The sequence below is a fragment of the Halorubrum cibi genome (assembly GCF_900182635.1).
Lineage (GTDB): Archaea > Halobacteriota > Halobacteria > Halobacteriales > Haloferacaceae > Halorubrum > Halorubrum cibi.
Genome location: NZ_FXTD01000001.1, coordinates 313328 through 338212, shown reverse-complemented (window position 1 = coordinate 338212; position 24885 = coordinate 313328). Strand labels below are relative to the sequence as shown.

Genomic DNA, 24885 nt, shown 5'->3' with positions numbered 1-24885 from the left:
AGCCGACGCTCCCGGTGCCGTTCGGCCGAAAAAAGGTCCTGCCGTGTGGTTCGACGACGCTCCGGACGACGACCGCCTCAGGCCGTCGTGTTCGTCGCGTTCGTCGGCGGTTGGGTCGGCTGCGTGGGCTGCGTCGGCGCGGTCGGGCCCGTCGGCCCCTCCGATTCCGTCTGCGGCGGCTGCGTCTCCGGGTCCCGGTCGTTCTCCACGAGGAAGTCCGCCAGGTTCCCGATCAGCACGTCGTTGTCGGCGCGCGCGGCGTTCTCCGGCGAGAGGAAGTCGCTATCGCCGACCACGACGACGCCGCCGTCGCGGACGAGAAGCGGCGCGTCGGTCGAAGAGCGCGTCGTCGACAGCTCGCTGCCGTCGATCGGCCGGAACTCGTCACCGCCCTCGGCGGCCGTCCCGACGGGCGTCACCGTCGAGAACATCGCGCGGTCGACCCCCTCGGTCAGCGCGGAGTCGCCGGTCGGCTCCGCGTACACCCGCTGGTAGTTCAGGTCGTTCTCGGCCATGTTGTACACGTAGCCGGGCTCGGTGGTGGTCCCGAGGGTGGCGTCGAGCGACGTCGGACCCGGCTGGCTGAACGCCGCGTCGGGCTCGGTCGCCAGGATCATCCGACCGTCCGCCTCGACGAACGTCTCGATGTCCTCGAGCTCGTCCGCCTCGTAATTGCTCCGGAACGTGACGAACGCGTCCGCCTCGGCGAGGTCCTCGCCGAGCGGCGTGGGGCCGGACGCTCCCGGCTGGCTCGGGAACTGAGACGCGCTCGAATCCGGCGTGTACACCCGGACGTCGTGGCCGTTCTCGATGAGGGCGTTCGCCAGCGGGCGGATGTCCCGGTCGGCGACGCCGCCGCCGGCCATCCCGATGAGCGACAGCGGGTTGACCGCGACGCCGCCGCCCGCCGCCTGGACGCCGGGATCGATGAGGACCGTCTGCGACTCCGCGTCGCTCGACAGTTCGACGGTCGCCTCACCCGGATCGTCGTCTTTGATCACGTCCGTCGACCGGAAGTGCTCGTTTTCGATCTCCGGGGCGGGAGCCGCGCCGTCGGCGGTCACGTAGCCGGCGAGCGCCGACCCGCCGGCGATCGTCGCGAACGTCACGAGGAACGCGACCGCGAGGGTGACGGCTCGGCTCACGCGGAGACACCCCCGTTGAGGGCGGCCGCGGTGTCGTTCGCGTCGGGGCCGTTCCCGGTGGCGGTTCCGGCGGTTCCGTCGCCTCCGGCGTCGACGCCGAGGTCGCTCCGCGCGAACCGCTCGACCGTGTCGACGTGCGGAACCGCCTCGAGGTGGATGTACGTGGAGGGCATCGGTTCGACGTCGGCGTAGCCCGGATCGTTCGCGTACACCGCGACGACCTGCGAGTCGGTGCGGAGCAGGATCGGGAGGCCGGTGTCGAGCCCGGTCTCGCGCGTGTCGACCCGGTAGTCGCCGAGGTCCGCGCGGGTCGCGGCCTCGTGGACCGCCTCGTTGAGCGAGCCGATCTCGTCGGCGAAGCCGTTCTGGACGGCCTCGGTGCCGAGGTAGACGTCGGCCTGTGCGACCTGCTCGCGCGGCATCTGGAACTCCTCGCCGCGCTCCGCCATCATCGCGTTGACGAAGGTGTCGGCGAGCGTCTGCTGTTCCGCCCATCCCTGGATCTCGTTGCCGCCGGCCTTGTCGGGGCCGCTCGGTCCGGAGACGGGCGGGGTGGTCTGCGGGGCGGGCGCGTTCAGTCCGATGCTCCCGACCTGCGAGGTCGGCAGGACGTAGATGTCGTCGGCGGGAGCCATCGCGTAGTAGCCGCCGGAGGCGCTCATCCCCTGGACGCTCGCGATGACCGGCATCGCTTGGCTCGTGCGCTGGACCGCCTTGTACATGCGTTCGGACGCGACCGGCGCGCCGCCGGGCGTGTCGATCTTCAGGACGACGGCACCGACGGAGTCGTTGCCGCGGATCGCTGCGAGTTCGCTTTCGACGTCGTCCGCGAGGGCCGAGTTGACGGGGCCTTCGACTTCGACGACGGCCACCGTGTCGTCCGTCTCGTTGGTCGCCGCGTAGACGTTCGGAGCGACGATCGCTCCGAGCAACGCGGCGGCCAACACGACGGCCGCGACCTGTCGTCGCGGGGTGATGGCCGTGGAGAGCTTGTTGGTAGACATTACCGATTAGTTTCACTCGAGTAGGGTACATAAGGTTCCGGGTGATCGAAACGCGAATTTAACCCTGTCTCGTGGTACCGTGGGACGTTTTCGAGTCTCGGTCGTCGACGTAACGCTTACCCGCCGTGGACGACAGATCTTGGTATATGACCGACGAGCGCGACGCGGACCGCCACGAGTTCTCCGCGGGCCAGGGCGTCGACGCAGACTACGAGGAGTTCACCCTCGACCCGGAGGAGCTGGACGCCGACCCGACCACGGTCGACCCGGTCGATTCGCGGGTCCTCACCGACGTGCTCGACCGACGGAACGTCGAGAGCGACGCCGTCGACGTCGAGCGGCTGATCGACGTCGGGCTGTCGTACATGGGGATAAACCGGTTCGAGGAGGCGACCGAGACGTTCGAGCGAGCGGCCCGGTTCGCCGGGGAAGACTCGCTCGAGGCACAGGAGGCCTGGGTGAACAAGGGAGCGGCCCACGCGGAGCTCGAGGAGTTCGACGAGGCGATCGGCGCGTACCAGGAGGCGTTACGGATCGACGACGACTCGGAACACGCCGCGAGCGCCGAGACGAACCTCGCGTACGCGCTCTGGGAGTCCGGCCGCAGCGAGCAGGCGCTCGAACACGCCGAGCGCGCCGTCGAGATCGATCCCCGATTCGCACAGGCGTGGTACAACCGCGGGTTCCTGCTCGTCGAGCGCGGCCTCGCCGAGGACGCGGTCAACTGCTTCGACAACGCGATCCGCCTCGGCTACCGCGACGCCGGCGTGTTGGAGGAGAAGGCCCGCGCGCTGGAGGAGGCGGGCGAACACGAGCAGGCCGAGGAGGTCGCCGACCGCGCCGAGGAGATCCGCCGCGAGGCCGAAGAGCGGATGGTCGAGGAGCAGGCCGGGCAGAGCGGGATGGGCGGCCAGGCCGGGCAGGGCGGCGGACGCGCCCCGAACGGTCGGGGCGACCGCGGCGGGGACCCCGGCGCGGGCGAACCGGAGCGCGAGCTTCGGGGAGAGGGTCCTGAGGGCTTTTGATGCTGCTCCGCGAGCGGGAGACGCCCGAGGGGACGCTCGTCTCGGTCTGTGACGCCGAGTGCCTCGGCGAGACCTACGACAACGGTCGCGCCAGCCTCTCGGTGAGCGAGGAGTTCTACGGCGGCGACGACGCCGTCGAGGCCGACCCCGAGACGGTCGTCGCCGCGCTCCACCGCGCGCAGGTCGGGAACCTGGTCGGTCGAGAGGCGGTCGCGGTCGCGGTCGACGCGGGACTCGTCGACGAGGAGGCCGTCCTGGAGTTCGACGGAACGCGCCACGCCCAACTGCTCTGGCTGTGATCGGGTTTCCGTATGCGCAAAACACTTCTTTTAGCCGTCTCTAAATCTCCCCCGTCGACGCTTCGACGAGTCGATCCCAGATGACCGAGACCACGTGGCTGACCGTCCTGTTCATCGCCGCCGGCGCGCAGCTCGCGGTCCTCCCCGGCGAGAAGGTCCAACTGCTCATCGCCGGGCTCTCGACGCGATATCGCCCGGCCGTCGTCGTGAGCGCGGCCGCGGCGGCGTTCGCCGGCTGGACGGCCCTCGAGATCCGGTTCGGTCAGGCGATCACCGAGGCGCTGCCAGGGATCTACCTGGACGCCCTGACGGCGATTCTGTTCGTCGTCTTCGCGTACCTGCTCGTTCGGAGCGCGCCCGGCCCCGACGCCGCGGACCCCGAGGCGACCACCGGCTCGATGACCGACGGGGGCGAACTCGACGTGCGGGTTCCCCTGTTGGGCTGGCGGGTGCCGAACCGGTTCGGCGGATTCCTCCCGATCTTCGCGATGATGGCGTTCGGCGAGTTCGGCGATAAGACCCAGCTCGTCACCATCTCGCTCGCCACGCAGTACGGCGCGTTCCCGACCGCGATCTGGACCGGCGAGATGCTCGCCATCGTCCCGGTGAGCCTCGCGAACGCGTACTTCTTCCACCGGTTTTCCCACCGGTTCGACCTTCGGAAGGCGCACTTCGCGGGCGCGGCGCTGTTCTGTTTCTTCGCGCTCGATTTCACCGCCAACGTCCTCCTCGGGTTCTCGCTGTGGGAGACCGGCATCGACGCGCTCGCCGGGGCGGTCTGAACGGCCGGCTCCCCGTCGACCCGTTCCGTGAGGTCCCGGATCGACTCGCGCGTCGTCGATCCCTACAGTCCCGCGACGTCCTCGATGGCGTCGGTGAGTTCCTTGACGCTCTCGACGGTGTGTTCGCCCATGTGGCCGATCCGGAACGTTTCCTCGCCGAGTCGCGAGCCGTACCCGTTCGAGAAGGCCATGTCGTACTCCTCGCTCACCGTCTCGATGGTTCCGGCCACGTCGATCCCCCGCGTGTTCTCGATACAGGCGACGGTCTGGGACTCGTACCCCTCCTCGGGGAACATCGCGAAGTGCTCGCGCGCCCACCCGTGGACGTACTCCATCATCTCGCGGTGGCGCTCGCTGCGCGCCTCGTGGCCCTCCTCGAGCATGTGTTTCATCTGCTTGCGGTAGGCGAGCATGATCGGAATGGCGGGCGTCGAGTGAGTCTGGCCCTTCCGGTCGTAGTAGTCGATGGTGCGGCGGAAGCCGCCGTACCACGATGAGGTACCCTTCTCGACCTCGCGCTCGTAGGCGTCGTCGCTGACGACACAGACCGCGAGCCCCGGCGGCATCGCGAACGCCTTCTGGGTCGACGCGAAGATGACGTCGATGCCGTGTTCGTCGATGTCGACGTGGTCGCCGCCGAGCGCGGAGACCGCGTCGACGACGAAGTAGGTGTCCGGGTACTCGGCGATCACGTCGCCGATCTCCTCGATCGGGTTCCGGACCCCGGTCGAGGACTCGTTCATCACCGTCGCGACCACGTCGTACTCCTTCTCCGAGGATTCGAGGTGCGCGCGGACGTCCTCCGGCTTGATCGCCTCGCCCCACTCGTACTCCAGGCGATCGACGTCCTTGCCGAGCCGCTCGGCGACGTTGGCGTGGCGCTCGCTGAAGCTCCCGCAGGTCGGCACGAGGATGCTCTCGTCGACGAGGTTGAGCGTCGACGCCTCCCAGAACTCGGTGCCGGAGGCGGTCAGGATCACGACCTCGTTGTCGGTGCCGAGGAACTCCTTGGTGTCCTCGACGATGGTGGTGTACAGGTCCGTCATCCGGTCCATGCGGTGGCCGAACATCGGCTGGGCCATCGCCTCGATGACGTCCTCGCGGACCTCCGTCGGTCCCGGGATGTACAGCGTCTTGTCCTGGTAGTCGTCTCGGTATTCGCGTTTCTTCGTCACTGGGATCACCCGATACCGTACACCGAGTCGGGAGACGGTATGGTACTTTTGATGCCTGCTCGGGCGCGGTCGTGACGGACGGAACCGGCCCGCAGGACCGCGACCGATCGCGCGAGAACGCCGGTGACGATCCGCCGCCACGAAGCCCGCCGTCGATCCCCGTTTCGGAACATGATCGATCAGTATATTTCTGAATGTTGAGAGGAGTGTACTCGATACCATGGTACACTTTACACAGAAAATACTCTCGTTTCAGGCCCTCTACCTACTTGGTATATGCTACCATTTATCAAAACCTATTTAGAATATGAAAGGTTTATCATCGCGCGGAACCAAGGGTGAGATATGTCACAGACTGACCGAACATCGACTCGACAGCCCGTCCTTCGAAGCGACCCGCCGTCGGTCGCCAGCTCGCTCGGCGCGATCCTCGCGATCTTCCTGCTCGTGACCGGCGCGCTCATCGCCGTGGAGTACCCGGCCGCCATGCTCGCCATGCTGGCCGGCGCGGTCGTCGTCCTCACGGCCGTCCGGTTCCTCGGGGACGTCTCCGTGCCGCAGAGCGCGTCGCGACCGTTCGGCCGGATCATCCGGTTCGGCCCGCGCCGCCGCTACCGCCTCTAGACCGTCCGCGACCGTTTTTCGACGCGTTTCAGTACGCTTCGCCGTCCGCTGATCCGACGTTTTCCTAGCAGTCGCTGGAGTCAGCGTTTCTCGCCCGACCGTCCGCCGTTCACGCCGGCGACTACCCCCAGTGCCAGAAGGAGTTGCGGTCCTCCTCGACCGGCTCGGTCCGTTCCCGGAGGGCGGCGACGTCCTCCGCGGTCGGCTCGGTATCCTCCGGGAGCGACTCCATACACTCGAAACAGAGGAAGAACTCGGAGCCGTCGGAGAGTTCCAGGGTCATTCCCTGGGTCGACTCGAACGCGAAGTTCCAGAGGTCGCCGATCCCGCCGGCGATCCTGACGGACCGCTCACAGACGTCGCACGACTCCGAGGCCATACGCGGCGTTGGTGGTCGGGCGGTTAAGGCGTATCGGCCGCGTGCGGTCCGGTGCCGTTCACTCGTCGAACGTCGTCTCGATCACGTGTGCGTCCTCGGGAGCGAATCCCACGAGAACCGTTCCGTCGAGGGGATCCTCGGTCCGCACGACGAGTTCCCGCCCGCCCCACCCGAGGTGGACCCGCGTCGTCTCCCCGAGAAACTCCGCGCTCTCGACCTCGGCCCGGAGCCCGTTGTCGGCTCGTCCCACCCGCAGGTGTTGCGGGCGGACGCAGAACGTCACCCGGTCGCCGGGACTCGGAGTCCCGTCCACGATCTCCTGACCGTCGACCGCGACGCGGAGAGTCTCGCCGCCGACGTCGACGGGGACGGTTCGGGCCGTCGAGTCCGTTCCGATTCCCGTATCGCCGCCACCGTCTCCAGCCACGACGACCCCCTCGAACACGTTGTTGTCGCCGACGAACTCCGCGACGAACCGCGAGGCGGGTCGGCGGTACACGGACCGCGGCGGCGCGACCTGTTCGGGCGTTCCGCCGCGCATCACCGCGACGCGGTCGGAGACGGAGAGCGCCTCCTCCTGGTCGTGGGTGACGTAGACGGTGGTGATCCCCAGCTCGCGCTGGATCTCGCGAACCTGAAGCCGGAGGCGCTCGCGAAGGCGCGCGTCGAGCGCGCTCATCGGCTCGTCTAAGAGTAGGAGGTCGGGGCCGGGCGCGAGCGCCCGCGCCATCGCGACCCGCTGCTGTTGCCCGCCGGAGAGGCTCTCCGGGTCGCGGTTGGCGGTCCCCGGAAGGTCCACGAGTTCGAGCAGGTCGCGGACGCGCTCCTCGCGACCCACGCCGCCGGGGGGGTCCGCGAAGCGCAGCCCGTAGCCCACGTTCTCGCCGACGGTCATGTGCGGGAACAGCGCGTAGTTCTGGAACACCACACCCACGTTCCGCGCCTCCGGCGGGACGCCCGAGACGTCGCGGCCGCCGAAGTGGATCCGTCCCTCGGTGGGCTCCTCGAAGCCCGCGATCAGCCGCAGCGTCGTCGTCTTCCCGCACCCGGACGGTCCCACGAGCGTGAAGAACTCGCCCTCCCGGATCCGCAGGTCCACGTCCTCGACCGCGACCGTCCCGTCGTAGCGCTTTCCCACGCCCTCGAGTTCGACCGCGACCGGGGCGTCAGCGTCGGGATCGGAGTCGAGGCCCCGAGTCGGAGAGTCACCCTCAGATCCCATCGTACTCACCCCCGAGCCGCTCGATCACGACGAAGCTGACCCCGGTCACGACGAGGAGGACGACGCCCATCGCGGTCGCGGGTCCGAGCCGCCGGCCGATGAACCGTTCGATCGCGATCGGCATCGTGTAGGCGTCCGCGCCGGTCGCGAGCACGACCGTCGCCGTGAACTCGCCCATCGAGATGGCGACCGCGAACGCCGCGCCCGCGACGACGCCCGGCCAGACCAAGGGGAGTTCGACGTCCCGGAGCACCCGCGCCCGCGACGCACCGAGCGCGCGGGCCGACTCCACGAGCGACCGGTCGAGCGACTCCAGACCGGGCGCGACCGTCCGGACGACGAACGGGTAGCCCGCCACGGCGTGGGCGGCGACGATCGCCGCCGAGCCGGCCACCGCGATCCGCCACCCCGCGACCTCGACGCCGAAGACCAGCCCGCGGAGCAGCCCGAGCCCCACGAGGATCCCCGAGACGGCGAAGGGGGCCATCGCGACCGCGTCGACGAGCTTCCGGCCGCGGTACTCGCGGGTCGTGATCACCGCGACGACGACCCCCATCGGCAGCGCGACGAGCGCCGACGCCGCCGCGAAGACGAGCGAGTTGCGGACGGCGGGCCACGGCCGCACCTGAAACGTCGCGCCCGTGCGCTGGCGCTCCAGCAGGAACCGGTAGTGCTCGAGCGTGAGCCCGCCGTCCCCGCCGGTGACGCTCGCGAGGACCATGGAGGCGATGGGCGCGAGAAAGACGATCGCCGCGACGACGCCGTAGACGCCGAGCCCGAGTCGGGGGAGCAGCTCGCGGGCCGTCGGCGCGGACGGGAGGAGGGGTCGCCGCGGGAGCGGCCTGACGCCCCGCGAGGTCACCGTGTGTCTCGCCTCGTACCGGAGGTACGCGCCGAGTACCGACAGCGAGATGACGAGTTCGACGACCGCGAGCGCCGCCGCCTCCGCGTAGTTCAGATCGCGCGCGAGCCGGTAGACGAACACCTCGACGGTCGCCAGTTCGAACCCGCCGAGCGCCAACACGATGGGGAACGTCCCGAAGGTGAACACGAAGGTGAGCGCCGCCCCCACCAGGACCGCGGGGTACACCTGCGGCGCGACGACGTGGAGGAACGCCCGGACCGGCCCCGCACCGAGGCTCCGGGCAGTCTCGACTGCGCCGGCGTCGACGGCCTCCCAGGCGGCCGTCGTCACCCGCGCGACGAGCGGCGCGTTGTAGAAGGCGTGGGCGATCACGATAGCCTCGAGCGTGAACATGAGTTCCACGGGACCGAGCCCGACCGCGCCGAGGACGGCGTTGAGCGTCCCGTTCCGGCCGAAGGTGGCGACGTACCCCACCGCGACCATGATCGACGGGAGCACGAACGGGACGATGGTGAGAGAGCGCAGCGTCCGCCGGCCAGGGAACTCGAAGCGCGCGAGCAGGTAGGCCGCGGGGAGCCCGAGCGCGACGCTGGCGATCGTCGACAGCGCGGCCTGGTAGGCGGTGAATCCGACGATCCCGAGCCGCCGGTCGGGCGAGAGCAGCGACCGCGCGACCGCGAGCGGACTCTCGCCCGCGAACAGCCGCGCCAGTTCGCCGAAGTAGAAGGGGTCACGCAGGAGGTCGGCGAAGACCCCGAGCGTGACCGCGCCGTCGACGAGGACCGACTCGACGACGACGGTTCCTACCGGGTAGTAGAAGACGAGGACGAGGATCGCGACCGTCGCCGCCGCGAGTCCCGTCAGCGCGCGTCGCTCGAGCAGATCGAGGAGTCGGTTGGGCGGGTCCCGTCGCTCCTCGGGAGCGTCCGCCACCTCACGGCCGCGCGATCCGTCGCTCACGGGCCCGAGATCAGTTTCCCACGTACTGGCGTTCCCAGGCGGTGATCCATCCGTCGAGCGATCCTTGGAGCTGGTCGTACGTGAACGTGACCGGCTCGTCCGGCTCCTGGGCGAGCTCGGCGTAGTCCTCCGGGAGCTCCGCGGTGTCGGTCGCGGGGAACGCGACGTTTCGCTGGGCGATCTCTCCCTGGACCTCGGGTTCCAGCATGAACGACATGAACTCGCGGGCGAGGTCGGGCTCGTCGGCGTCGGCGAAGACCGCCATCCCCTCCGGCGTCGCGTACGCCTGGTCGTTCAGGAATCGGATCCGGTGTTCCTGGAGGTCTGCACCCTCCATGTCCGCGAACACCTGGTCGGTGGAGTACGAGACCACGATCGGCGCTTCCCCCTCCGACCACGAAGTGTACGCGTCGTCCCAGGAGCCGAGCACGCGCACGTCGTTGTCCTGGAGCTCCGCCCAGAAGTCGAGGTAGTCGTAATCGGGGTCGCCGTCGCCGCCCTCGACGGTCTCTCCGTCCCCTTCGGCGGCGACGCCGCCGTCGCCGAACCGCGAGATCGTGTGTAACAGGAACGCGCGGCCGGTCGAGGAGGCGCCGGGGTCCTGCGCGATGAGGTCGCCGCGGTGCTCCTCCGCCAACAGCCCCTCGAAGGTCTCCGGTGCCTCCGTCTCGGTGCCGTCGTACACGAGGCTGACGTAGCCCGTATCGAAGGGGACGGCCCGCTCGAAGGGGTCGAAGCGCAGGCCGTCGCGGACCGCGTCGGCCCCGTCGAAGTCGCCGGCGGCGGAGAAGAGGTCGTCGTCGAGCTCCTCGTCGATCCGAACCAAGTCCTCGGTGGTGAGTCCGATGTAGAGGTCGGCGTCGATCGACGCGCCCGAGGCCGCGCGCTCGACGTAGTGGTTCACCTCGTTGTCGGGCGTCGCCCACTCCAGCGTGGCGTCGACGCGCGATTCGAACTCCCCTTTGAGCCACTCGCCGGGGCTCACCGAGGGCGCGTCGATGAACGCGCCGTAGGTCGCGACCGTCAGCGTCGGCGTCTCGTCCTCGCCGTCCTCGCCATCCTCGCTTCCGTCGCCGTCACCCGCGTCGCCGTCGTCGTTCGTGCCGTTGCCGCCGGATCCGCCGGAACCGCCCGACCCGTCGTCTCCCGTCCGCTCCGCGCTACAGCCGGCGAGTCCCGCCACGCCCGCCGCGCCGCCGAGCGCGAGGAACCGCCGCCGCGTGTGTCGCCCGTCGATCGTGTCCGTCTCGTTAGTCATTACTTGGTTGTTGTACCGGGTGGTTACATAAGGGATCCGTGTCGGCGGCGGCCGCCGTTCCGGCCCCGCCGCGACGACTCCGTCCCCTTCCCGTCGCCGCCGCCCGAGACCGACCCGTTTAATCGACACCCGTGTGTCTCACCCTCCATGAGCGGCTTCTCCGAGTTCGAGGTGATCCCCGCGGTCGACGTCCAGGACGGCTCCGTCGTCCAGCTCGTCGGCGGCGAGCGCGGCACGGGCAAACGCTACGGCGACCCGGTCGAGGCGGCGTCGCGCTGGATCGACGAGGGGGCCGAGATCCTCCATCTCGTCGACCTCGACGGGGCGTTCGAGGGCGAGCGCGAGAACGCCGCCGCGATCGAGGCGGTCGTCGACGCCGTCGACGAGGGGGTCGGCCTCCAGCTCGGCGGCGGGATCCGGACCGCCGAGGACGCCCGCGGCCTGTTGGACGCCGGCATCGACCGCGTCATCGTGGGCACCGCGGCCGTCGAGAATCCCGATATCGTCGCCGAAATCGACGAGACGCACCCCGGAAGCGTCGTCGTCAGCCTCGACGCGAAGGAGGGCGAGGTCGTCGTCTCGGGGTGGACGGAGGGGACCGGCCTCGACCCCGCCGAGGCCGCCGCGCGCTACGAGGAACTCGGTGCGGGCGCGGTCCTCTTCACGAACGTGGACGTCGAGGGACGGTTGGAGGGGATCGACCGCGAGGCGGTCGCGAGCGTGGTCGAGGCGGTCGATATCCCCGTGATCGCCTCCGGCGGCGTCGCGAGCGTCGACGACGTGGTCGCGCTGAAGGAGGCCGGCGCGGCCGCCGTCGTCGTCGGCACCGCCCTCTACGAGGGCCGGTTCACGCTGCGAGAAGCGCAGGCGGCGGCCGACGAGGCCTGATCGCGTCGAGCGCGCGGCGGCTCCCCGCCGACTACTCCTCCGGCCGCTCCCGTTGAACGACCAACACCGGGCCGAGGAAGCGCTCCGCCACCTGCTCGGAGGGCATCCCGAAGACGAACGTGGTGACCGACGGGTCCGTCTCGCCCATGACCACCGCGTCGTGGCTCTCGCCGTGGCGCGCGATCGCGTCGACGGCGGCCTCCGCCTCCTCGACGACGACCTCGATCCTCTCGGGGTCCATCCCGCGCTCGACGAGGTCGGCTCTCACGCCGTTCAGGAACGACTCCCCGTCCGCGATCGTCTCGCTCTCGTTGAGGGCGTGGTATAAGGTCACATCCACGTCCGACTCGGCGAACAGGCCGGCGACGAGGCACGTGTTCCGCCCGACGCCAACCGTCCCGCGGAGCGCGACGAGGACGGACTCGACGCGCTCGATGCCGTTCGGAACGAGCACGGCGAGACACTCGTGCTCGTAGATGAGCCGGTCGATCGTCGTCCGCTCGTCGTGCGTGAACACGAGTCGCGTCTCGACGGTCGCGCCGGCGTTCGCCAGCGCGCCGGCGAACGCCTCGAGCTTCGCCATCGCGGTCTCGCCGAACTGCGCTCTCGCCTGTTCGGCGGCCGTCTGTTCGGGGATGACGTGATAGCCCAACAGGACGACGCGGGCGTTCGCGAGCAGGTCCGGCGTGCCCGTCGGGAGCGACTGGCCCTCCAGCACCGCCAGCGGGACGAGCACCGCGGGCCGGTCGGTCTCGGTCCGCGTCGTGTCGTCCGGTGGTGTCGTGTCCGTCATCTCAGAACCTCCCTTTGAGTTCGACGTCCGTCGCGTAGTGCCGGTACCAGCCGTAGGCCGCGATCATGACGGCGATCCCGATCCCGATCGACGCGGGTTGCATGAACGCGATGAGCGCGAAGCTCGCGAGCGCCCCGCAGCCCGCGACCGCGAACCCGGCCGGACAGCGGAACGACGGCACGTACCAGTCGGGCTGCTCGCGCCGGAGCCGGATCAGCGCGACGCAGATCAGTCCGTACATCACGAGATGGAGGAACGAGGCGACCTCCGCGAGCAGCTCCACCTGCCCGGTCGCGGCGAGGACCACGATCGGTCCGCCGGCGAGCCCCAAGGCGACGTGTGGCGTCCCATACTGGAGGTTGATCCGGCTCGCGGCCGCGGGGATGAGGTCATCGCGACTCACGGCGTACACCGCCCGCGAGGTGCTGAGGATCGACGCGTTCGCGCTCGAGAACGTCGCCAACAGCCCGGCGACGACGATGGCGAGCGCGCCGGGGAATCCCATGAACTCGCGGGCGACCTCGACCATGGCGGTCTCGCCGAACTCGCCGAGGCGGGCGCTGCCGAACGCGCTCGTCGCGACGAAGACCGTGACGACGTAGAACACGCCCACGACGAGGACGGACGCGACCATCGCCAGCGGGAGGTTCCGCGAGGGGTCCTTGATGTCGCCCGCGACGGTCGCCACCTGCGCGAAGCCGAGGTACGAGGTGAACACGAGCGCCGCCGTCTGGAGCACCGGCAACAGTCCGCCGGGCGGGAAGAAGCGCTCGGGGAGGCGCTCCGACCCGAACACGCCGAGCGCGTCGAGACCCCCGTAGCTCAAGAAGAGCGTGAGGATGACGAGTAAGACCGCCACGATCCCGTTCTGGAGTGACGCGGTGTTCTCGGTCCCGAACAGACTGAGTGCCGTGAGCCCGACCCCGAACGCGACGCCGAGGGGAACCGCCGGGTCGACGGGCAGCGCGATCCCGGCCTCGAGGAACACCTGCCCGGCGTAACTGCCGAGCCCGACGAGGTAGAACGCCGAGGCGAAGACGAGTCCGAGCCAGAGTCCGAGCCCGACCACTGCGCCGGGAGCGGTGCCGAGCCCCCGCGAGATGAAGAAATAGCCGCCGCCGCTTCGCGGCATCGCCGTCGCGAGTTCGGAGGTCGGCAGCGCCACGAGCAGCGCGACGACCGCGCCGATCGCGAACGACAACGACGCGGCGGGACCGGCGTTCTCGGCCGCGAGTCCGGGGAACACGAAGATCCCCGCGCCGATCATCGTCCCGATCCCGATCGCGAGCCCGCCCGAGAGGCCGATCGTCCGTTCGAGCTCTCCCTCCCCGGTGTCGGCGTCGACGGCGTCGGCGAGTCCGTCCGGAACGGCGACCCCGGACGCCGGATCGGGGGCCACAGGTCCGGATCCGGCGGTGGAACCGGGGTTGCCGTCGACGCCGGAAGCGTCGGACCCGCTGGAGCCGCCGGGACCGTTCGGAGCCGTCATGCCACCGGAAACCACTCCCGCGCGGGCCAAATAGTCACCGCCGTCCCACCGACCTCCCACCGAACTCCCGCGCCGTCCCACCGACCTCCCACCGAACTCCCGTGCGCACCCGTCCGGCGTCGAACCCACCCGCAACCGCCTTAAGAGTCCCCGCCGACGGTCCGGTATGGGCGATCACGACCGGACCGCGGCCGTCTCTCGAGAGACGGCCGAGACGAGGATCGATCTGACTCTCGCGGTCGACGGCGACGGGGAGAGCGAGGTCGACACCGGGATCGGCTTTTACGACCACATGCTCGAGTCGTTCGCGAAACACGGCCTCTTCGATCTCACCGTCCGCTGTGACGGCGACACCCACATCGACGACCACCACACCGTCGAGGACGTGGCGATCTGTCTCGGCGAGGCGTTCGAGGAGGCGCTCGGCGACAAGCGCGGGATCCGGCGGTACGCCGACCGCCGAGTCCCCCTCGACGAGGCGGTCGCGAGCGTCGTCGTCGACGTGGCGGGCCGGCCCTACTACGACTTCTCCGGCGAGTTCTCCCAGGAACGGGTCGGGGAGTTCACGAGCGTCATGGCCGACCACTTCGCGCTCTCTTTAGCCCACAACGCCGGGCTGACCCTTCACGCCGCGGTCGAGACGGGCGAGAACGCCCACCACGAGGTCGAGGCGCTGTTCAAGGCGCTGGCGCGCGCGCTCGACGACGCGACCCGGATCGACGGCCGCCGGAGCGACACGCCGAGCACGAAGGGCGAACTGTAGCGTCTCGCTCCGCTCCCCGCTCGCGTGTCGCGTTCGCAGCGCGTCGGTCGCTCAAAGGCGCGTTTCACCCATCGGGACCCTCATGCTGCCGTCGACCGAACCGACGCGTATGGTCCAACCGTCCCCGTCGGACTACCTCCACGCAGCGTCGACGACCGACGCCAGCACCCGCTGGCGGCTCGAGAGCGAGGACCTCCACGTCCGCAACCACGACCGTCGAACCGAACACGACGTCCGGATCGCGATCCGTCGCGACGACGAGGTGTGTCACCGCGCGGAGTACCACCTGCTCTCCGACCAGTCGGGGAGCTCGGTGAACCTGCTCGCGGCCGGCGAGTACGCCGTCACGGCCACCGTCGACGACGCGGAGTCGGAGACGGCCACGGTTCGCGTCTCCGACGACCCGAACGAGACGATCGTCGTCGAGATCATCAACGGCGCGGTGCGGATCTCCGAAGGGGTCAACTGATCCGCGCTCGGGAGTTCCCGCCGGCGTAAACCCGGCCGACCCGTTTATAAGTGTGCGAGCCATCCACACGCACGATTTCCATGGACCTCCGCTGTGAGGGGTGTGCCGGGTGCTGTGTCGACTGGCGACCGCTCGCGCCCGAGGCCGCCGGCTCCGACCGCGCCGGACGCCGCCCGCCGCTCGACGACGCCTACGACCTCGTGCCGCTCACCCGCGACGAGGTGGTCGAGTTCCTCGACCGCGGGCTCGGCGACGTGATGACTCCGCGACTCTTCGAGCCCGCGGAGGCCGACGATCGCGTCCGTATCGACGGGATCGACCTCGCCGCGGTCGGCGACCGCCCGGTGTTCGTGGTCGGGCTGCGGAAACCGCCGAAGCCGGTCGCGCCGATCGGGACCGACGACCCGCGCTGGCTCGACTCCTGCGTCTTCCTCGACCCGGCCACGCTCCAGTGTCGGATCCACGACGACGACGCGTACCCGCGGACCTGCGCGGCGTACCCCGGTCACAACCTCGCGCTCGACGCCGAGACCGAGTGCGAGCGCGTCGAGGCCGCCGGCGGCGGCGAGCGCCTCCTCGACGACGAGCCGCCGGCGGACCTCCCCGCGCCGGCGTTCGGTCCGCAGGCGCTGGGATCGACCGTCTTCGCGTATCCCGACCCGGACGACCTCGCTGGCACGGTCGCGCGGGTCCGCGACGGGGAGACGACCGCCGCCGACCGCGCCCGGTTCGTCGGGGCCGCCGCAGGGTCGCGACCCGGATCGCTCTCGGTCGACCGCGACCGCATGGCTGACGCGCGTGCTCGAGCCGGCGAGGCCGACTCGTGGGCGGGACGGGCGATCCGCGAGTGGTCGGACCGAGCCGGAGACGGCGGGGCGGGAGAGGACGGAGCCGGGGACGGCGGATCCGTCGTCGGCACGGGGGTCGCTCTCGACGCGGACGCCCGCGAGCGGCTGGTCCGTGAACTGGAGGACGACGCGGGCGCGCCGCCGACGCCGGGGTGGGACTGAAGGACCGGCCCGATCCGCTCCGGTGGTGTCACTCCTCTCCGACCGAACCCGGCCGCCACACCCCCTCTCTCACGTCGAGCCACGCGACGACGGCGACGTGCGGGAGCGTCAGCGCTGCGATGGCGACGAGCGAGACCGCGAGGAGGTCTCCCGCGTCGGCGACGTCCGAGGGGACCGCGAGCGCCACGCCGGCCACGACGAGGAAGCCGCCGAGGGTGAGTGGCGCGGCGTCGCGGGCGAACCGCGCGAGCGCGGCGCGGATCCCTCCGATTCCGTCCGCGAGGTCCGAAGCAGCGACCGGGTCGATCAGCGACAGCCGCCCGACGTGACGCAGCGAGTGCCAGGCGGCGAAGTAGACCCCGATCGCGAAGACGGGCGCGGCAAGCAGGAACCAGGCCCACAACAGCGCCGTCTCGCCGAGGTCCCTGAGCCACCCGCGCCGGTCCGCGCCGGCCCGGACGCGGCGGTATCCGAGTCCCAGGGACAGCAGCGTCGCGCCGACCATGACCGCGCCGACGGCGAACCGCGTCGACGGTGCGAAGAGCGGGTCGATCGCGGCGGACGCGACGGAGGCGGCGGAGGCGGCGCTCGAGTCGGCGACGAACAGCCCGACGACCCGCTCCGCGACCAGTCGGTACTCCTCGGGGTGACTCACCAGCGGAACCGCCATCGGGAGCCCCCCGCGGACGACGAGGGCGAGCGTCCGCTCGGTCGACGTCGGGAGGTGCTCGACGCCGGCGACGGCGAGCGCGGCCACGTCGCCCTGCCCCCAGTGGAGCCACGTGACCCCGACGAACCCGACGAACGCGACGGCGGGCGCGAGAGAGAACGCGACGGCGACCGCGCCGCCGAGGAGCGCGTACACGACCGAGACGGCCGCCACCGATCGTCGGAGCGACACGCCGTCTTCCCCCGCGTCTCCCCCGGCCGCCCGAAGCGGCACCAGGTGATCGACCGCGCCGTGGGCCATCCCGACGACGAGCGTGCCGAGCGCGAACGTCGCGACGCCGAGCTCGACCGGAAACAGGGGGGTGACCGCCCCGAACGGGAGCAGCGCCGCCAGCGCGAGCGCGGGGCAGCGTGCGAACCAGCGGTCGACGACCGACCGCGCGGCGCGCTCGGCGTTCTCCGAGTCAGTCATCGACGAGGTCTGGATCGACGCCCGGTTCGGCCGGCTCGCCCAGTTCGACCGATTCGACCGACCCCATCGGTTCGGCCGGTTCGACCGACTCCACCGGTTCGACCGACCCGATCGGCACGGGGGCCCGGTCGATCGGGTCGTCGTGGCGGTCCTCCGGGAGCGTCGCCCGTCGGTCGTACCAGTCGAGTACCCACTGGAACAGGACGAGCCCGTTCGCCGCCATCATCCCGGCGGCGGCGAAGAAGACCATCTCCTCGATCGGGAGTCCGAGAACGGCCATGCCGGTGGTGAGCTCCGCGGATATCCGCCAGGTACCCAACCCGATCGCGATCCGGTCGACGGTCCAGAGGTACGCCGCGGGGAGGAACGTCGCCGCGAGCCACGGCCGCGGCGCGCGGGCGAGGTAGCCGCCGCCGACGGCCCACTGGAGCGCGAGTACGGGGCCGACCCACGCGAGGAGTCCGCCGAGGTAGAGAAACGACTCGTCGAGCGAGACGAGCCACAGGCCGCCGAAAAGCGCGGCGAGCCCGACGAGGACGCCCGCGATCCGCGGGCGGCGGTCGAAGTCCCCGTTCCGAAAGCTCGGATCGAAGCCGATCCGGTGGAGCGCGAACGCGACGAGAAGGGTCTGGACCGCGAAGAAGAGGTACTCTCCGAGCGGGATCGACAGCGCCCGGACGAGCACCGCGCCGTCGGCGTACCACCACGCCCCACGGCGGATCATGTGGGCGATCCACGGCGTCGTGTACGCGTACGCGATGCCGACGAGGACCGCGATCCCCGCGGCCGATCGACGGCGGCGAAGTCCTTCGTACCGCGGCGTGATCGCCCACAGCGCCGCGAGCGCGGGGAGGGTGAAGACGAGGTGGAACTGGAGGTACGTCGGGGCGGAGATCACCGCACCACCCGAACGGAGACGGCCATGGAGTGACGTCCGAGCCGGCCCCGATTAACGATCGGTTCCGATTATCCCGAACGGATCCGCGAGCGACGTCGAATTCGGCGGGCCGACGCCGCCCTCACGCCGTGTCCGACAGCACGCCGTGTGCCTCGAGTACCTTCCCGAGGCGATACATCGAGGCGACCACCGCGTCGCACACCGGCCTGACCGCCGGCTTCGGGACGAACCCGACGGAGAGGCCCGCGACCTCGAGCATCGGGAGGTCGTTCGCGCCGTCGCCGATCGCGACCGTAGAGGTCATCGGAACCCCGAGCTCCGCGGCGAGGTCCTCCAGCGCGTCGTCCTTCGTTCCCTCGATGAGCGGCCCCTCCGCCTCGCCGGTGAGCTTCCCGTCCGCGATCGGCAGGCGGTTGGCGACGATCGTGTCGGCCTCAACGTCCTCGCGGGCGAGCGCTGCCTCGACGCCCCGCTCGAAGCCGCCCGTGAGCACCGCGACGTGGTGGCCGTCCTCGCGGAGTCGGGCGATCAGCCGCGCCGCACCGGGTCGGAGTCGGACCGCGTCGTACGCCTCGTTCGCGTCCGCCTCGTCGAGGCCGGCGAGCAGCTCCGCCCGGCTGTAGAGGCTCTCGGCGTAACTGATCTCGTCGTTCATCGCCCGTTCCGTGATCTCGGCGACCTCGTCGGCGACGCCCGCGCGCTCCGCGAGCAACACCGTCATCTCGGAGTCGGAGAGCGTGCCGTCGAAGTCGAACGCGATCAGGCTCATGCCCACCGTTGGTCCGGCAGGGGTCTTTAACGGCCTGATCGGTTCTCGATCCGCCGTTCTCGGTTCGACCGACCGCCGTCCTCCGCTCCGGTGGGCTTTTGCCCACGCCGGGCGTCCCCGCTCACATGACCCGCGCCGAGATCGACGTCGACGACCTCCTCAAGATCGTCCTCGGGCTCGCCGTCGTGTGGCTTCTCCTGGAGATCCTCGGGACGGTGTTGGACCTGACCTTCGCCCTGCTCGACGCGCTCCCGACGCTGATCGTCGTCGTCATCGTCGTCCTGATCGCCTTGCGGCTCGCCGATCGGATCTGAATTCGCCCGAGTCGTGTTCAGTCTCAACGTTCCGATCCTCCCCGAAGTGGAGCGTCTCGCGGACGATCTCCAGTCGAAACTCTCGGGGTTCGATCGGGTCCGCGACCGGCGCACGCTCGTGTGTAAGCGGTTCGGCACGGAGGCCGTCTCCGGCGGCGGAACCGCGGGGTCGGGACCACCCTCGAGCGAACCGGCGGGACCGCCACCCAAACCGGAGGCACTCTCGACGCTGCGGGAGGACCTCCGCCCGTTCCTCGCACCGGTCGATCCGTTCGAAGTTACGATCGCCGGGATCGATGCCTTCGACTCGCCAGCGTCCGGATCCGGACCGGTCGTCTACCTCGCCGTCGAGAGCGAGGGGCTCGTCCGGCTCCACCGCCGACTGTGTGCCGTCTTCGGTGCGGTCGAGGGTATCGAAGGTGACGCGTACGTCCCGCACGTCACGCTGGCGCGGGGCGGGGAGCCGACCGCCGTGAGGCGGGCGATCGGCGGTGGCGTCGAGTTCGATCCGGTCCGGTGGCGGGTCCACGCGCTGGACCTGTACGACCCCGAGTTTCGCGAGGTCGCGGCGACGCTCGAATTGTGACGCGAGCGGTCGCGGGCGACCTCGTGAGCGTGTCGGCGCGGGAACTCCTCCAGCGACGCCCTTAATCGGCCGAACGCCCAACGTCGGGTGATGTCGGAACCGTCGGGAATGGAGGCGTTCACGCACCTCGGAAACGAGGTCCGGGAGGCGCTCTCCGAACGGGGCTTCTCCACGCCCACGGAGCCACAGCGGAAGGCTATCCCGCCGATCTCCGCCGGACGAAACGCCCTCGTGTTGGCCCCCACGGGCACGGGAAAGACGGAGACCGCGATGCTGCCCGTCCTGGACGCCATCCACCGCGCCCGCGATTCCCCCGGCGACGAGCCGCGTGCGGGCATCTCGGCGCTGTACATCACTCCGTTGCGCGCGCTCAATCGGGACATGATGGACAGACTGGAGTGGTGGGGAGACCGACTGGACGTCGAGGTCGCGGTGCGCCACGGCGATACCACGCAGTACGAGCGCTCGAAACAGGCCGACGACCCGCCGGACGTGCTGATCACGACGCCGGAGAGCCTTCAGGCGATCCTGACCGGCTCGAAGATGCGGGTCGCCCTCGAGGACGTCGAACACGTCGTGATCGACGAGGTCCACGAGCTGGCGTCGGCCAAGCGGGGCGCACAGCTGACGGTGGGACTCGAACGCCTCCGGCGGGTCTCCGGGGCGTTCCAGCGGATCGGGCTGAGCGCGACCGTGGGATCGCCGGAGGAGGTCGGGAAGTTCCTCGTCGGCTGCGGGCGGCGCGACCCGGACCGGGAGGGCGACCGCGAGTTCGAGACGGTCGAGGTCGCCGCCGGGACCCGGACCGACGTGCGCGTGCTCGACCCCGAGATCACCGACCGCGACTCGCGGCTGGCCGGCGAGCTCGCGACCGACGAGACGACCGCGAGCCACGTGCGGACGATCCGCGAGGTCGTCGCGGACCACGAGTCGACGCTGGTCTTCGTCAACACCAGACAGACCGCGGAGGCGCTGGGATCGCGGTTCAAGACGCTCGCCGAGGACGACCCGGAGGGAGAGGAGGTGGCGATCGAGGTCCACCACGGCTCGCTCTCGAAGGAGGTCCGCGTCGACGTCGAGGACCGGTTCAAGGCCGGCGAGGTCGACGGCCTCGTCTGTACGTCCTCGATGGAGCTCGGCATCGACGTGGGGCGCGTCGACCACGTGGTCCAGTACGGCAGCCCCCGCGAGGTCGCCCGACTGCTCCAGCGGGTCGGGCGGGCCGGCCACCGCCGCGACGTGGTCTCGGAGGGGACCGTCGTGACGCAGGGCGGCGACGACACGCTGGAGGCGATGGCGATCGCCCGGCGGGCCGGAGAGGGGCTCGTCGAGCCGGCGAGCATCCACCACGGCAGCCTCGACACCGTCGCGAACCAGGTCGTCGGCGTCGTGATGGACGAGGGTGAGGTCCACGCCAGGGCCGCCTACGAGACGATCACGAACGCGTACCCCTTCCGCGACCTCTCGGAGCCGGAGTTCCAGGAGATCGTCCGCGAACTCGACGGGAACCGCCTGCTATGGCTCGAGGAGGAGTCGGACACCCTCGAGAAGTCCGGCGGCACCTGGCAGTACTTCTACGCGAACCTCTCGATGATCCCCGACGAGTCGACCTACGAGGTGTACGACATGTCCTCCCGGCGGGGGATCGGGACCTTGGACGAGCGGTTCGTCGTCAACTTCGCCGGGCCGGGCGAGACGTTCGTCCAGCGCGGCGAGATGTGGCGGATCACGGAGGTCGACGAGGAGGAGGAGCGCGTCGAGGTCACGCCGATCGCGGACCCCGCCGGCGAGGTCCCCTCGTGGGTCGGGCGGGAGATCCCCGTTCCGCGGCCGGTCGCCGAGGAGGTCGGGCGGATCCGCGGGGAGGTCGCGAGTGCGCTCGAGGCGGGTTCGACGCCCGCGGCGGTCGCGGGCGATCTGGCCGAGAGGTACCCCGCGGACGAGCGGACGGTACGGGAGGCGATCGGGACTGTCGCGGACCACGTCGACGCCGGCCACCCCGTCCCGACCGACGACCGGGTCGTCATCGAGGGGAGCGCGCGGACCGTCGCGGTGAACGCGACGTTCGGCCACGAGGTCAACGAGACGCTCGCGCGCCTGCTCGCGGCGCTCGTCGGGCAGCGCGCGGGGTCGTCGGTGGGGATCGATGTCGACCCCTACCGCGTCGAGTTCGAGGTGCCGAACGGAGTCGGCCCCGGGACGTTCCGGGAGGTCCTCGAGACGACGGATCCGGAGGGTCTGGAGGCGTACCTCGAGATCGCGGTGAAGAACTCGGACGCGCTGAAGTTCACCCTCGCGCAGGTCGCCGCGAAGTTCGGGTCGGTCAAGCGCTACCGCGAAGGCCGCGGGAAGTTCGGCGGCGACCGGCTCCTGGCGGCCCTGGAGGGGACGCCGGTCTACGAGGAGGCGCTCCGGGAGGTGTTCCACGCCGACCTCGCGGTCGCGGAGACGGCCGAGGTCCTCGAGGGGATCCGGTCCGGCGGGGTCGACCTCGCGACCGCCCGCGAGCGAACCTCGCTCGGGACCGCCGGTCGGTCGGCGGGCGCGGAGTTCCTCGTGCCCGAGAACGCCGACGCTGACGTGATCGAGACGGTCCGCGAGCGCATCCGGAACGATCGGGTTCGCCTGTTCTGTCTCCACTGCCGGGACTGGGAGCGGACCACGAAGGTCAGGCGGGTCGGGGAGCAGCCGGAGTGCCCGGAGTGCGGATCGACGCGGATCGCGTCGCTGAACCCGTGGGACGAGGAGACGGTCGCGGCCGTCCGGGCCACCGACAAGGACGACGAGGAGGCGCGCCGCACCGAGCGTGCCCATCGAGCCGCGAGTCTGGTCCAGACGCACGGGAAGCGTGCGGTGATCGCGATGGCTGCCCGCGGCGTCGGCCCGCACAACGCCGCCCGGATCATCAACAGGCTGCGCGAGGACGAAGACGAGTTCTACCGCGACGTGTTGCGCCAGGAGCGCGAGTACGCGCGGACGCAGTCGTTCTGGGACTGACGCTCTGGGATTGACGCCGTCGACGTCGAATATCACCTCGTGAGTTGCCCACAGCCGGATCGAGCGCGGACCCCGAATCTGCGATCATAGATCAGTAACGACCATGAGGGAAAGAAAATCAGCAGTAATACGTTTTCGAGACGGATATACGCACAGATCATCACGCCTCTCCTTCATGATCCGGTAATAGACAACTGGTCGAGTGGATGAACCACATATTTATATACTTCCTTACGAAACGGTGGGTTGATCCATGGTTAGGTCAGACGCGGACATGAAACGGCGTGACTTCCTGAAAGCGACCGGTGCCGGCGGTACGGTCGGAATTACGGCCCTCGCCGGCTGTTCCGGTGGCGGCGGTGGCGGCGACGACGGCTCGAGCGGCGACGACGGCTCGAGCGGTGACGACGGCTCGAGCGGCGACGACGGCTCGAGCGGTGACGACGACGGGTCCAGCGGCGGCGGTAGCAACCTCCCGACGTACACCTACGTCAACAACGCGCAGAGCTACAACCCGCCCCGCCACGACGCGATCAACCTCATCGCGAGCCAGTTCGACGAGGAGCTCGGCCTCGACATCGAGGTCGACGTGCTCGAGTGGGGGACCCTGTTCAGCCGGGTCTCCGAGGAGTACGACTACAGCTTCGCGACGTGGCACACGTTCTTCGTCTCGGAGCCGGTGACCGAGCTGAACAACCTGTTCAACTCCAGTAACACCGATCCGGGCCAAGGGAACTACTCGGGGTACACCAACGAGGACCTCGACGAGATGATGGGCAACTACCTGGCCGAGCCGGACGTCGACACCCGGATCGACCAGTGTCACGAGATCCAGCAGACGCTGATGGACGACGTGCCGACGATGCCCATCACGCATATGCCCCAGACCGCCATCTACAACAACAACCAGGTCTCCAACTGGGAGGCGGACCTCGCGAACGGGTTCAACTCCTACTGGACGATGATCAACCTGGAGATGGAGGGCGACAACACGGAGCTGAAGGGCTACTGGCCCGAGACGCTCTCGACGATGAACGTGCTCGGCCACAACGACGAGAGCAAGCACGTCTACCAGTTCAACATGCTGTACGACTTCCTGATCCAGCTCAACAACAACGCCGAGCCGGACCCCGAAGTCAGCCTCGCGACGGACTGGGACCGCGTCGACGAGACCACGATGGAGTACACCATTCGGACGGACCACTCGTGGCACGACGGCGAGGATCTCACGGCCGAGGACGTCGCGTTCTCGTACAACTACATCAACGAGAACGAGGTGCCGCTGTACTCGACCCAGTCGCAGTACATCGAGAGCGCCGAGGTCGTCGACGAGGAGACGGTCCGGATCAACATGTCCGAGCCGTTCGGGCCGTTCAACCTCGGGATCGCGAACCTCGTCCCGATCATCCCCGAACACAAGTGGGCGGACCGCGACAACCCGAGCCAGGCCAACATCTCCGAGCCGGTCGGCAGCGGTCCGATGATGTTCGACTACTGGGAGCAGGGCAGCGAGTTCGGCATGACGAAGTTCGAGGAGCACTTCGCGCCCGTTAGCTTCGACCGCCGCTTCTGGCGGGTCATCCCCGAGGCGTCGACGGTGTGGGAGAACCTCATCAACGGCGAGCTCAACTACGAGCCGTTCGGGCGGATCGACCGCAGCCTCGATCAGAACCAGGACAACGAGAACATCGGAACCCAGTTCAACACCGCCGCGACGTTCTGGATGTTCACGTCCAACACGCGCCAGGAGGGCCTCGACGACCCGCAGATGCGGAAGGCGCTGGTCGAGACCATCCCGCGGACGCCCATCGTCGACCAGATCCTCTTCGGCTTCCCGGACCCCGGCTTCAACATCGTGTCGTCGGCGTTCGGCCCGCTCCACACGGAGGACATCACCACCTACGAGGAGAGCGTCGACGCGGCCCGCAGCCGACTCGAAGAGGCCGGCTACACCTGGAACGACGACGGCGCGATCCAGGCTCCCGAATAGATCGGACCGGCGCAGAACCCACCCTCGCGACGCAATCTTT

Annotated in this window: 24 protein-coding genes; 12 read left to right on the top strand and 12 right to left on the bottom strand. The window is 69.7% G+C overall.

The genetic code is table 11. The annotated features are described in order from the left end of the window. Positions 1–77: 77 nt before the first annotated feature. Both FN829_RS01605 and FN829_RS01600 read right to left on the bottom strand, forming a co-directional pair. Positions 78–1145, bottom strand: a complete 1068-nt coding sequence (locus FN829_RS01605) for a DUF4350 domain-containing protein (protein WP_142985250.1) — start codon at positions 1143–1145, stop codon at positions 78–80. Next, positions 1142–2149, bottom strand: a complete 1008-nt coding sequence (locus FN829_RS01600; RefSeq protein ID WP_142985249.1) for a S49 family peptidase — start codon at positions 2147–2149, stop codon at positions 1142–1144. The genes FN829_RS01605 and FN829_RS01600 overlap by 4 nt, the downstream gene beginning before the upstream one ends. 146 nt (positions 2150–2295) lie before the next feature. On the opposite strand from FN829_RS01600, the gene FN829_RS01595 reads away from it, so the two are divergent. The 3 genes from FN829_RS01595 to FN829_RS01585 all read left to right on the top strand — a co-directional run bounded on the left by FN829_RS01595 (position 2296) and on the right by FN829_RS01585 (position 4255). Further along, complete coding sequence (locus FN829_RS01595; RefSeq protein ID WP_142985248.1) at positions 2296–3174, top strand: tetratricopeptide repeat protein; 879 nt, start codon at positions 2296–2298, stop codon at positions 3172–3174. Beyond that, the gene (locus FN829_RS01590) at positions 3174–3473 is read left to right on the top strand and encodes a DUF424 domain-containing protein (RefSeq protein WP_142985247.1); all 300 of its coding nucleotides are present in this window, start codon (positions 3174–3176) and stop codon (positions 3471–3473) included. The genes FN829_RS01595 and FN829_RS01590 overlap by 1 nt, the downstream gene beginning before the upstream one ends. 80 nt (positions 3474–3553) lie before the next feature. Beyond that, positions 3554–4255, top strand: coding sequence for a TMEM165/GDT1 family protein (locus FN829_RS01585; protein ID WP_142985246.1), 702 nt, complete (start codon positions 3554–3556; stop codon positions 4253–4255). A 62-nt stretch (positions 4256–4317) separates the two neighbouring features. On the opposite strand, the gene FN829_RS01580 is transcribed toward FN829_RS01585, so the two are convergent. Continuing rightward, positions 4318–5430, bottom strand: a complete 1113-nt coding sequence (locus FN829_RS01580; RefSeq protein ID WP_142985245.1) for a pyridoxal-phosphate-dependent aminotransferase family protein — start codon at positions 5428–5430, stop codon at positions 4318–4320. 345 nt (positions 5431–5775) lie between these two features. On the opposite strand from FN829_RS01580, the gene FN829_RS01575 reads away from it, so the two are divergent. Further along, positions 5776–6054, top strand: a complete 279-nt coding sequence (locus FN829_RS01575) for a hypothetical protein (protein WP_142985244.1) — start codon at positions 5776–5778, stop codon at positions 6052–6054. A 121-nt stretch (positions 6055–6175) separates the two neighbouring features. On the opposite strand, the gene FN829_RS01570 is transcribed toward FN829_RS01575, so the two are convergent. From FN829_RS01570 to FN829_RS01555, 4 genes are read right to left on the bottom strand one after another with little or no spacing between them, the layout of a single operon-like run. After that, the gene (locus tag FN829_RS01570; protein ID WP_142985243.1) at positions 6176–6433 is read right to left on the bottom strand and encodes a DUF7561 family protein; all 258 of its coding nucleotides are present in this window, start codon (positions 6431–6433) and stop codon (positions 6176–6178) included. Positions 6434–6491: 58 nt separating this feature from the next. Continuing rightward, positions 6492–7655 carry an ABC transporter ATP-binding protein gene (locus tag FN829_RS01565; protein WP_142985242.1) on the bottom strand — a complete coding sequence of 388 codons (1164 nt, stop codon included), beginning with the start codon at positions 7653–7655 and terminating at the stop codon, positions 6492–6494. Continuing rightward, positions 7645–9453, bottom strand: coding sequence for an ABC transporter permease (locus FN829_RS01560; RefSeq protein WP_221929817.1), 1809 nt, complete (start codon positions 9451–9453; stop codon positions 7645–7647). The genes FN829_RS01565 and FN829_RS01560 overlap by 11 nt, the downstream gene beginning before the upstream one ends. A 37-nt stretch (positions 9454–9490) precedes the next feature. Next, on the bottom strand, positions 9491–10738 hold the full coding sequence (locus FN829_RS01555; RefSeq protein WP_142985240.1) for a thiamine ABC transporter substrate-binding protein: 1248 nt from the start codon (positions 10736–10738) through the stop codon (positions 9491–9493). Positions 10739–10885: 147 nt separating this feature from the next. Here FN829_RS01555 and hisA point away from each other — a divergent pair, with 147 nt between their 5' ends. Continuing rightward, entirely contained in the window at positions 10886–11626 is a 741-nt protein-coding gene (hisA, locus tag FN829_RS01550; RefSeq protein ID WP_142985239.1) for a 1-(5-phosphoribosyl)-5-[(5-phosphoribosylamino)methylideneamino]imidazole-4-carboxamide isomerase, read from the top strand. A gap of 31 nt (positions 11627–11657) precedes the next feature. On the opposite strand, the gene FN829_RS01545 is transcribed toward hisA, so the two are convergent. Continuing rightward, positions 11658–12419 carry a universal stress protein gene (locus FN829_RS01545; protein WP_142985238.1) on the bottom strand — a complete coding sequence of 254 codons (762 nt, stop codon included), beginning with the start codon at positions 12417–12419 and terminating at the stop codon, positions 11658–11660. A 1-nt stretch (position 12420) separates the two neighbouring features. Continuing rightward, on the bottom strand, positions 12421–13908 hold the full coding sequence (locus FN829_RS01540; RefSeq protein ID WP_142985237.1) for an APC family permease: 1488 nt from the start codon (positions 13906–13908) through the stop codon (positions 12421–12423). A 166-nt stretch (positions 13909–14074) separates the two neighbouring features. Here FN829_RS01540 and hisB point away from each other — a divergent pair, with 166 nt between their 5' ends. From hisB to FN829_RS01525, 3 genes are all read left to right on the top strand, one after another. Next, positions 14075–14671 carry an imidazoleglycerol-phosphate dehydratase HisB gene (hisB, locus tag FN829_RS01535; protein ID WP_142985236.1) on the top strand — a complete coding sequence of 199 codons (597 nt, stop codon included), beginning with the start codon at positions 14075–14077 and terminating at the stop codon, positions 14669–14671. 109 nt (positions 14672–14780) lie between these two features. Beyond that, positions 14781–15140 (top strand): hypothetical protein, encoded by a 360-nt coding sequence (locus tag FN829_RS01530; RefSeq protein ID WP_142985235.1) that lies wholly within the window; start codon positions 14781–14783, stop codon positions 15138–15140. 80 nt (positions 15141–15220) lie between these two features. Next, entirely contained in the window at positions 15221–16150 is a 930-nt protein-coding gene (locus FN829_RS01525; RefSeq protein ID WP_142985234.1) for a YkgJ family cysteine cluster protein, read from the top strand. A 28-nt stretch (positions 16151–16178) separates the two neighbouring features. On the opposite strand, the gene FN829_RS01520 is transcribed toward FN829_RS01525, so the two are convergent. The 3 genes from FN829_RS01520 to serB form a co-directional block, all read right to left on the bottom strand. Beyond that, positions 16179–17291 (bottom strand): Brp/Blh family beta-carotene 15,15'-dioxygenase, encoded by a 1113-nt coding sequence (locus FN829_RS01520; RefSeq protein ID WP_142985233.1) that lies wholly within the window; start codon positions 17289–17291, stop codon positions 16179–16181. Continuing rightward, positions 17284–18189 (bottom strand): lycopene cyclase domain-containing protein, encoded by a 906-nt coding sequence (locus FN829_RS01515; protein ID WP_142985232.1) that lies wholly within the window; start codon positions 18187–18189, stop codon positions 17284–17286. Before FN829_RS01515 ends, FN829_RS01520 begins: the two co-directional genes overlap by 8 nt. 121 nt (positions 18190–18310) lie before the next feature. Further along, positions 18311–18958 (bottom strand): phosphoserine phosphatase SerB, encoded by a 648-nt coding sequence (gene serB, locus FN829_RS01510; RefSeq protein WP_142985231.1) that lies wholly within the window; start codon positions 18956–18958, stop codon positions 18311–18313. 125 nt (positions 18959–19083) lie between these two features. Between serB and FN829_RS01505 the strand changes: the two genes are divergently transcribed. The 4 genes from FN829_RS01505 (at position 19084) to FN829_RS01490 (ending at position 24845) form a co-directional block, all read left to right on the top strand. Beyond that, positions 19084–19272 carry a DUF7554 family protein gene (locus FN829_RS01505; RefSeq protein ID WP_066412311.1) on the top strand — a complete coding sequence of 63 codons (189 nt, stop codon included), beginning with the start codon at positions 19084–19086 and terminating at the stop codon, positions 19270–19272. Positions 19273–19285: 13 nt separating this feature from the next. Continuing rightward, positions 19286–19858, top strand: a complete 573-nt coding sequence (locus FN829_RS01500; protein ID WP_142985230.1) for a 2'-5' RNA ligase family protein — start codon at positions 19286–19288, stop codon at positions 19856–19858. Between the two features lie 90 nt (positions 19859–19948). Beyond that, positions 19949–22855 carry a DEAD/DEAH box helicase gene (locus FN829_RS01495; RefSeq protein ID WP_185955658.1) on the top strand — a complete coding sequence of 969 codons (2907 nt, stop codon included), beginning with the start codon at positions 19949–19951 and terminating at the stop codon, positions 22853–22855. A gap of 253 nt (positions 22856–23108) precedes the next feature. After that, on the top strand, positions 23109–24845 hold the full coding sequence (locus tag FN829_RS01490) for an ABC transporter substrate-binding protein (protein ID WP_246066419.1): 1737 nt from the start codon (positions 23109–23111) through the stop codon (positions 24843–24845). Positions 24846–24885 lie beyond the last annotated feature (40 nt).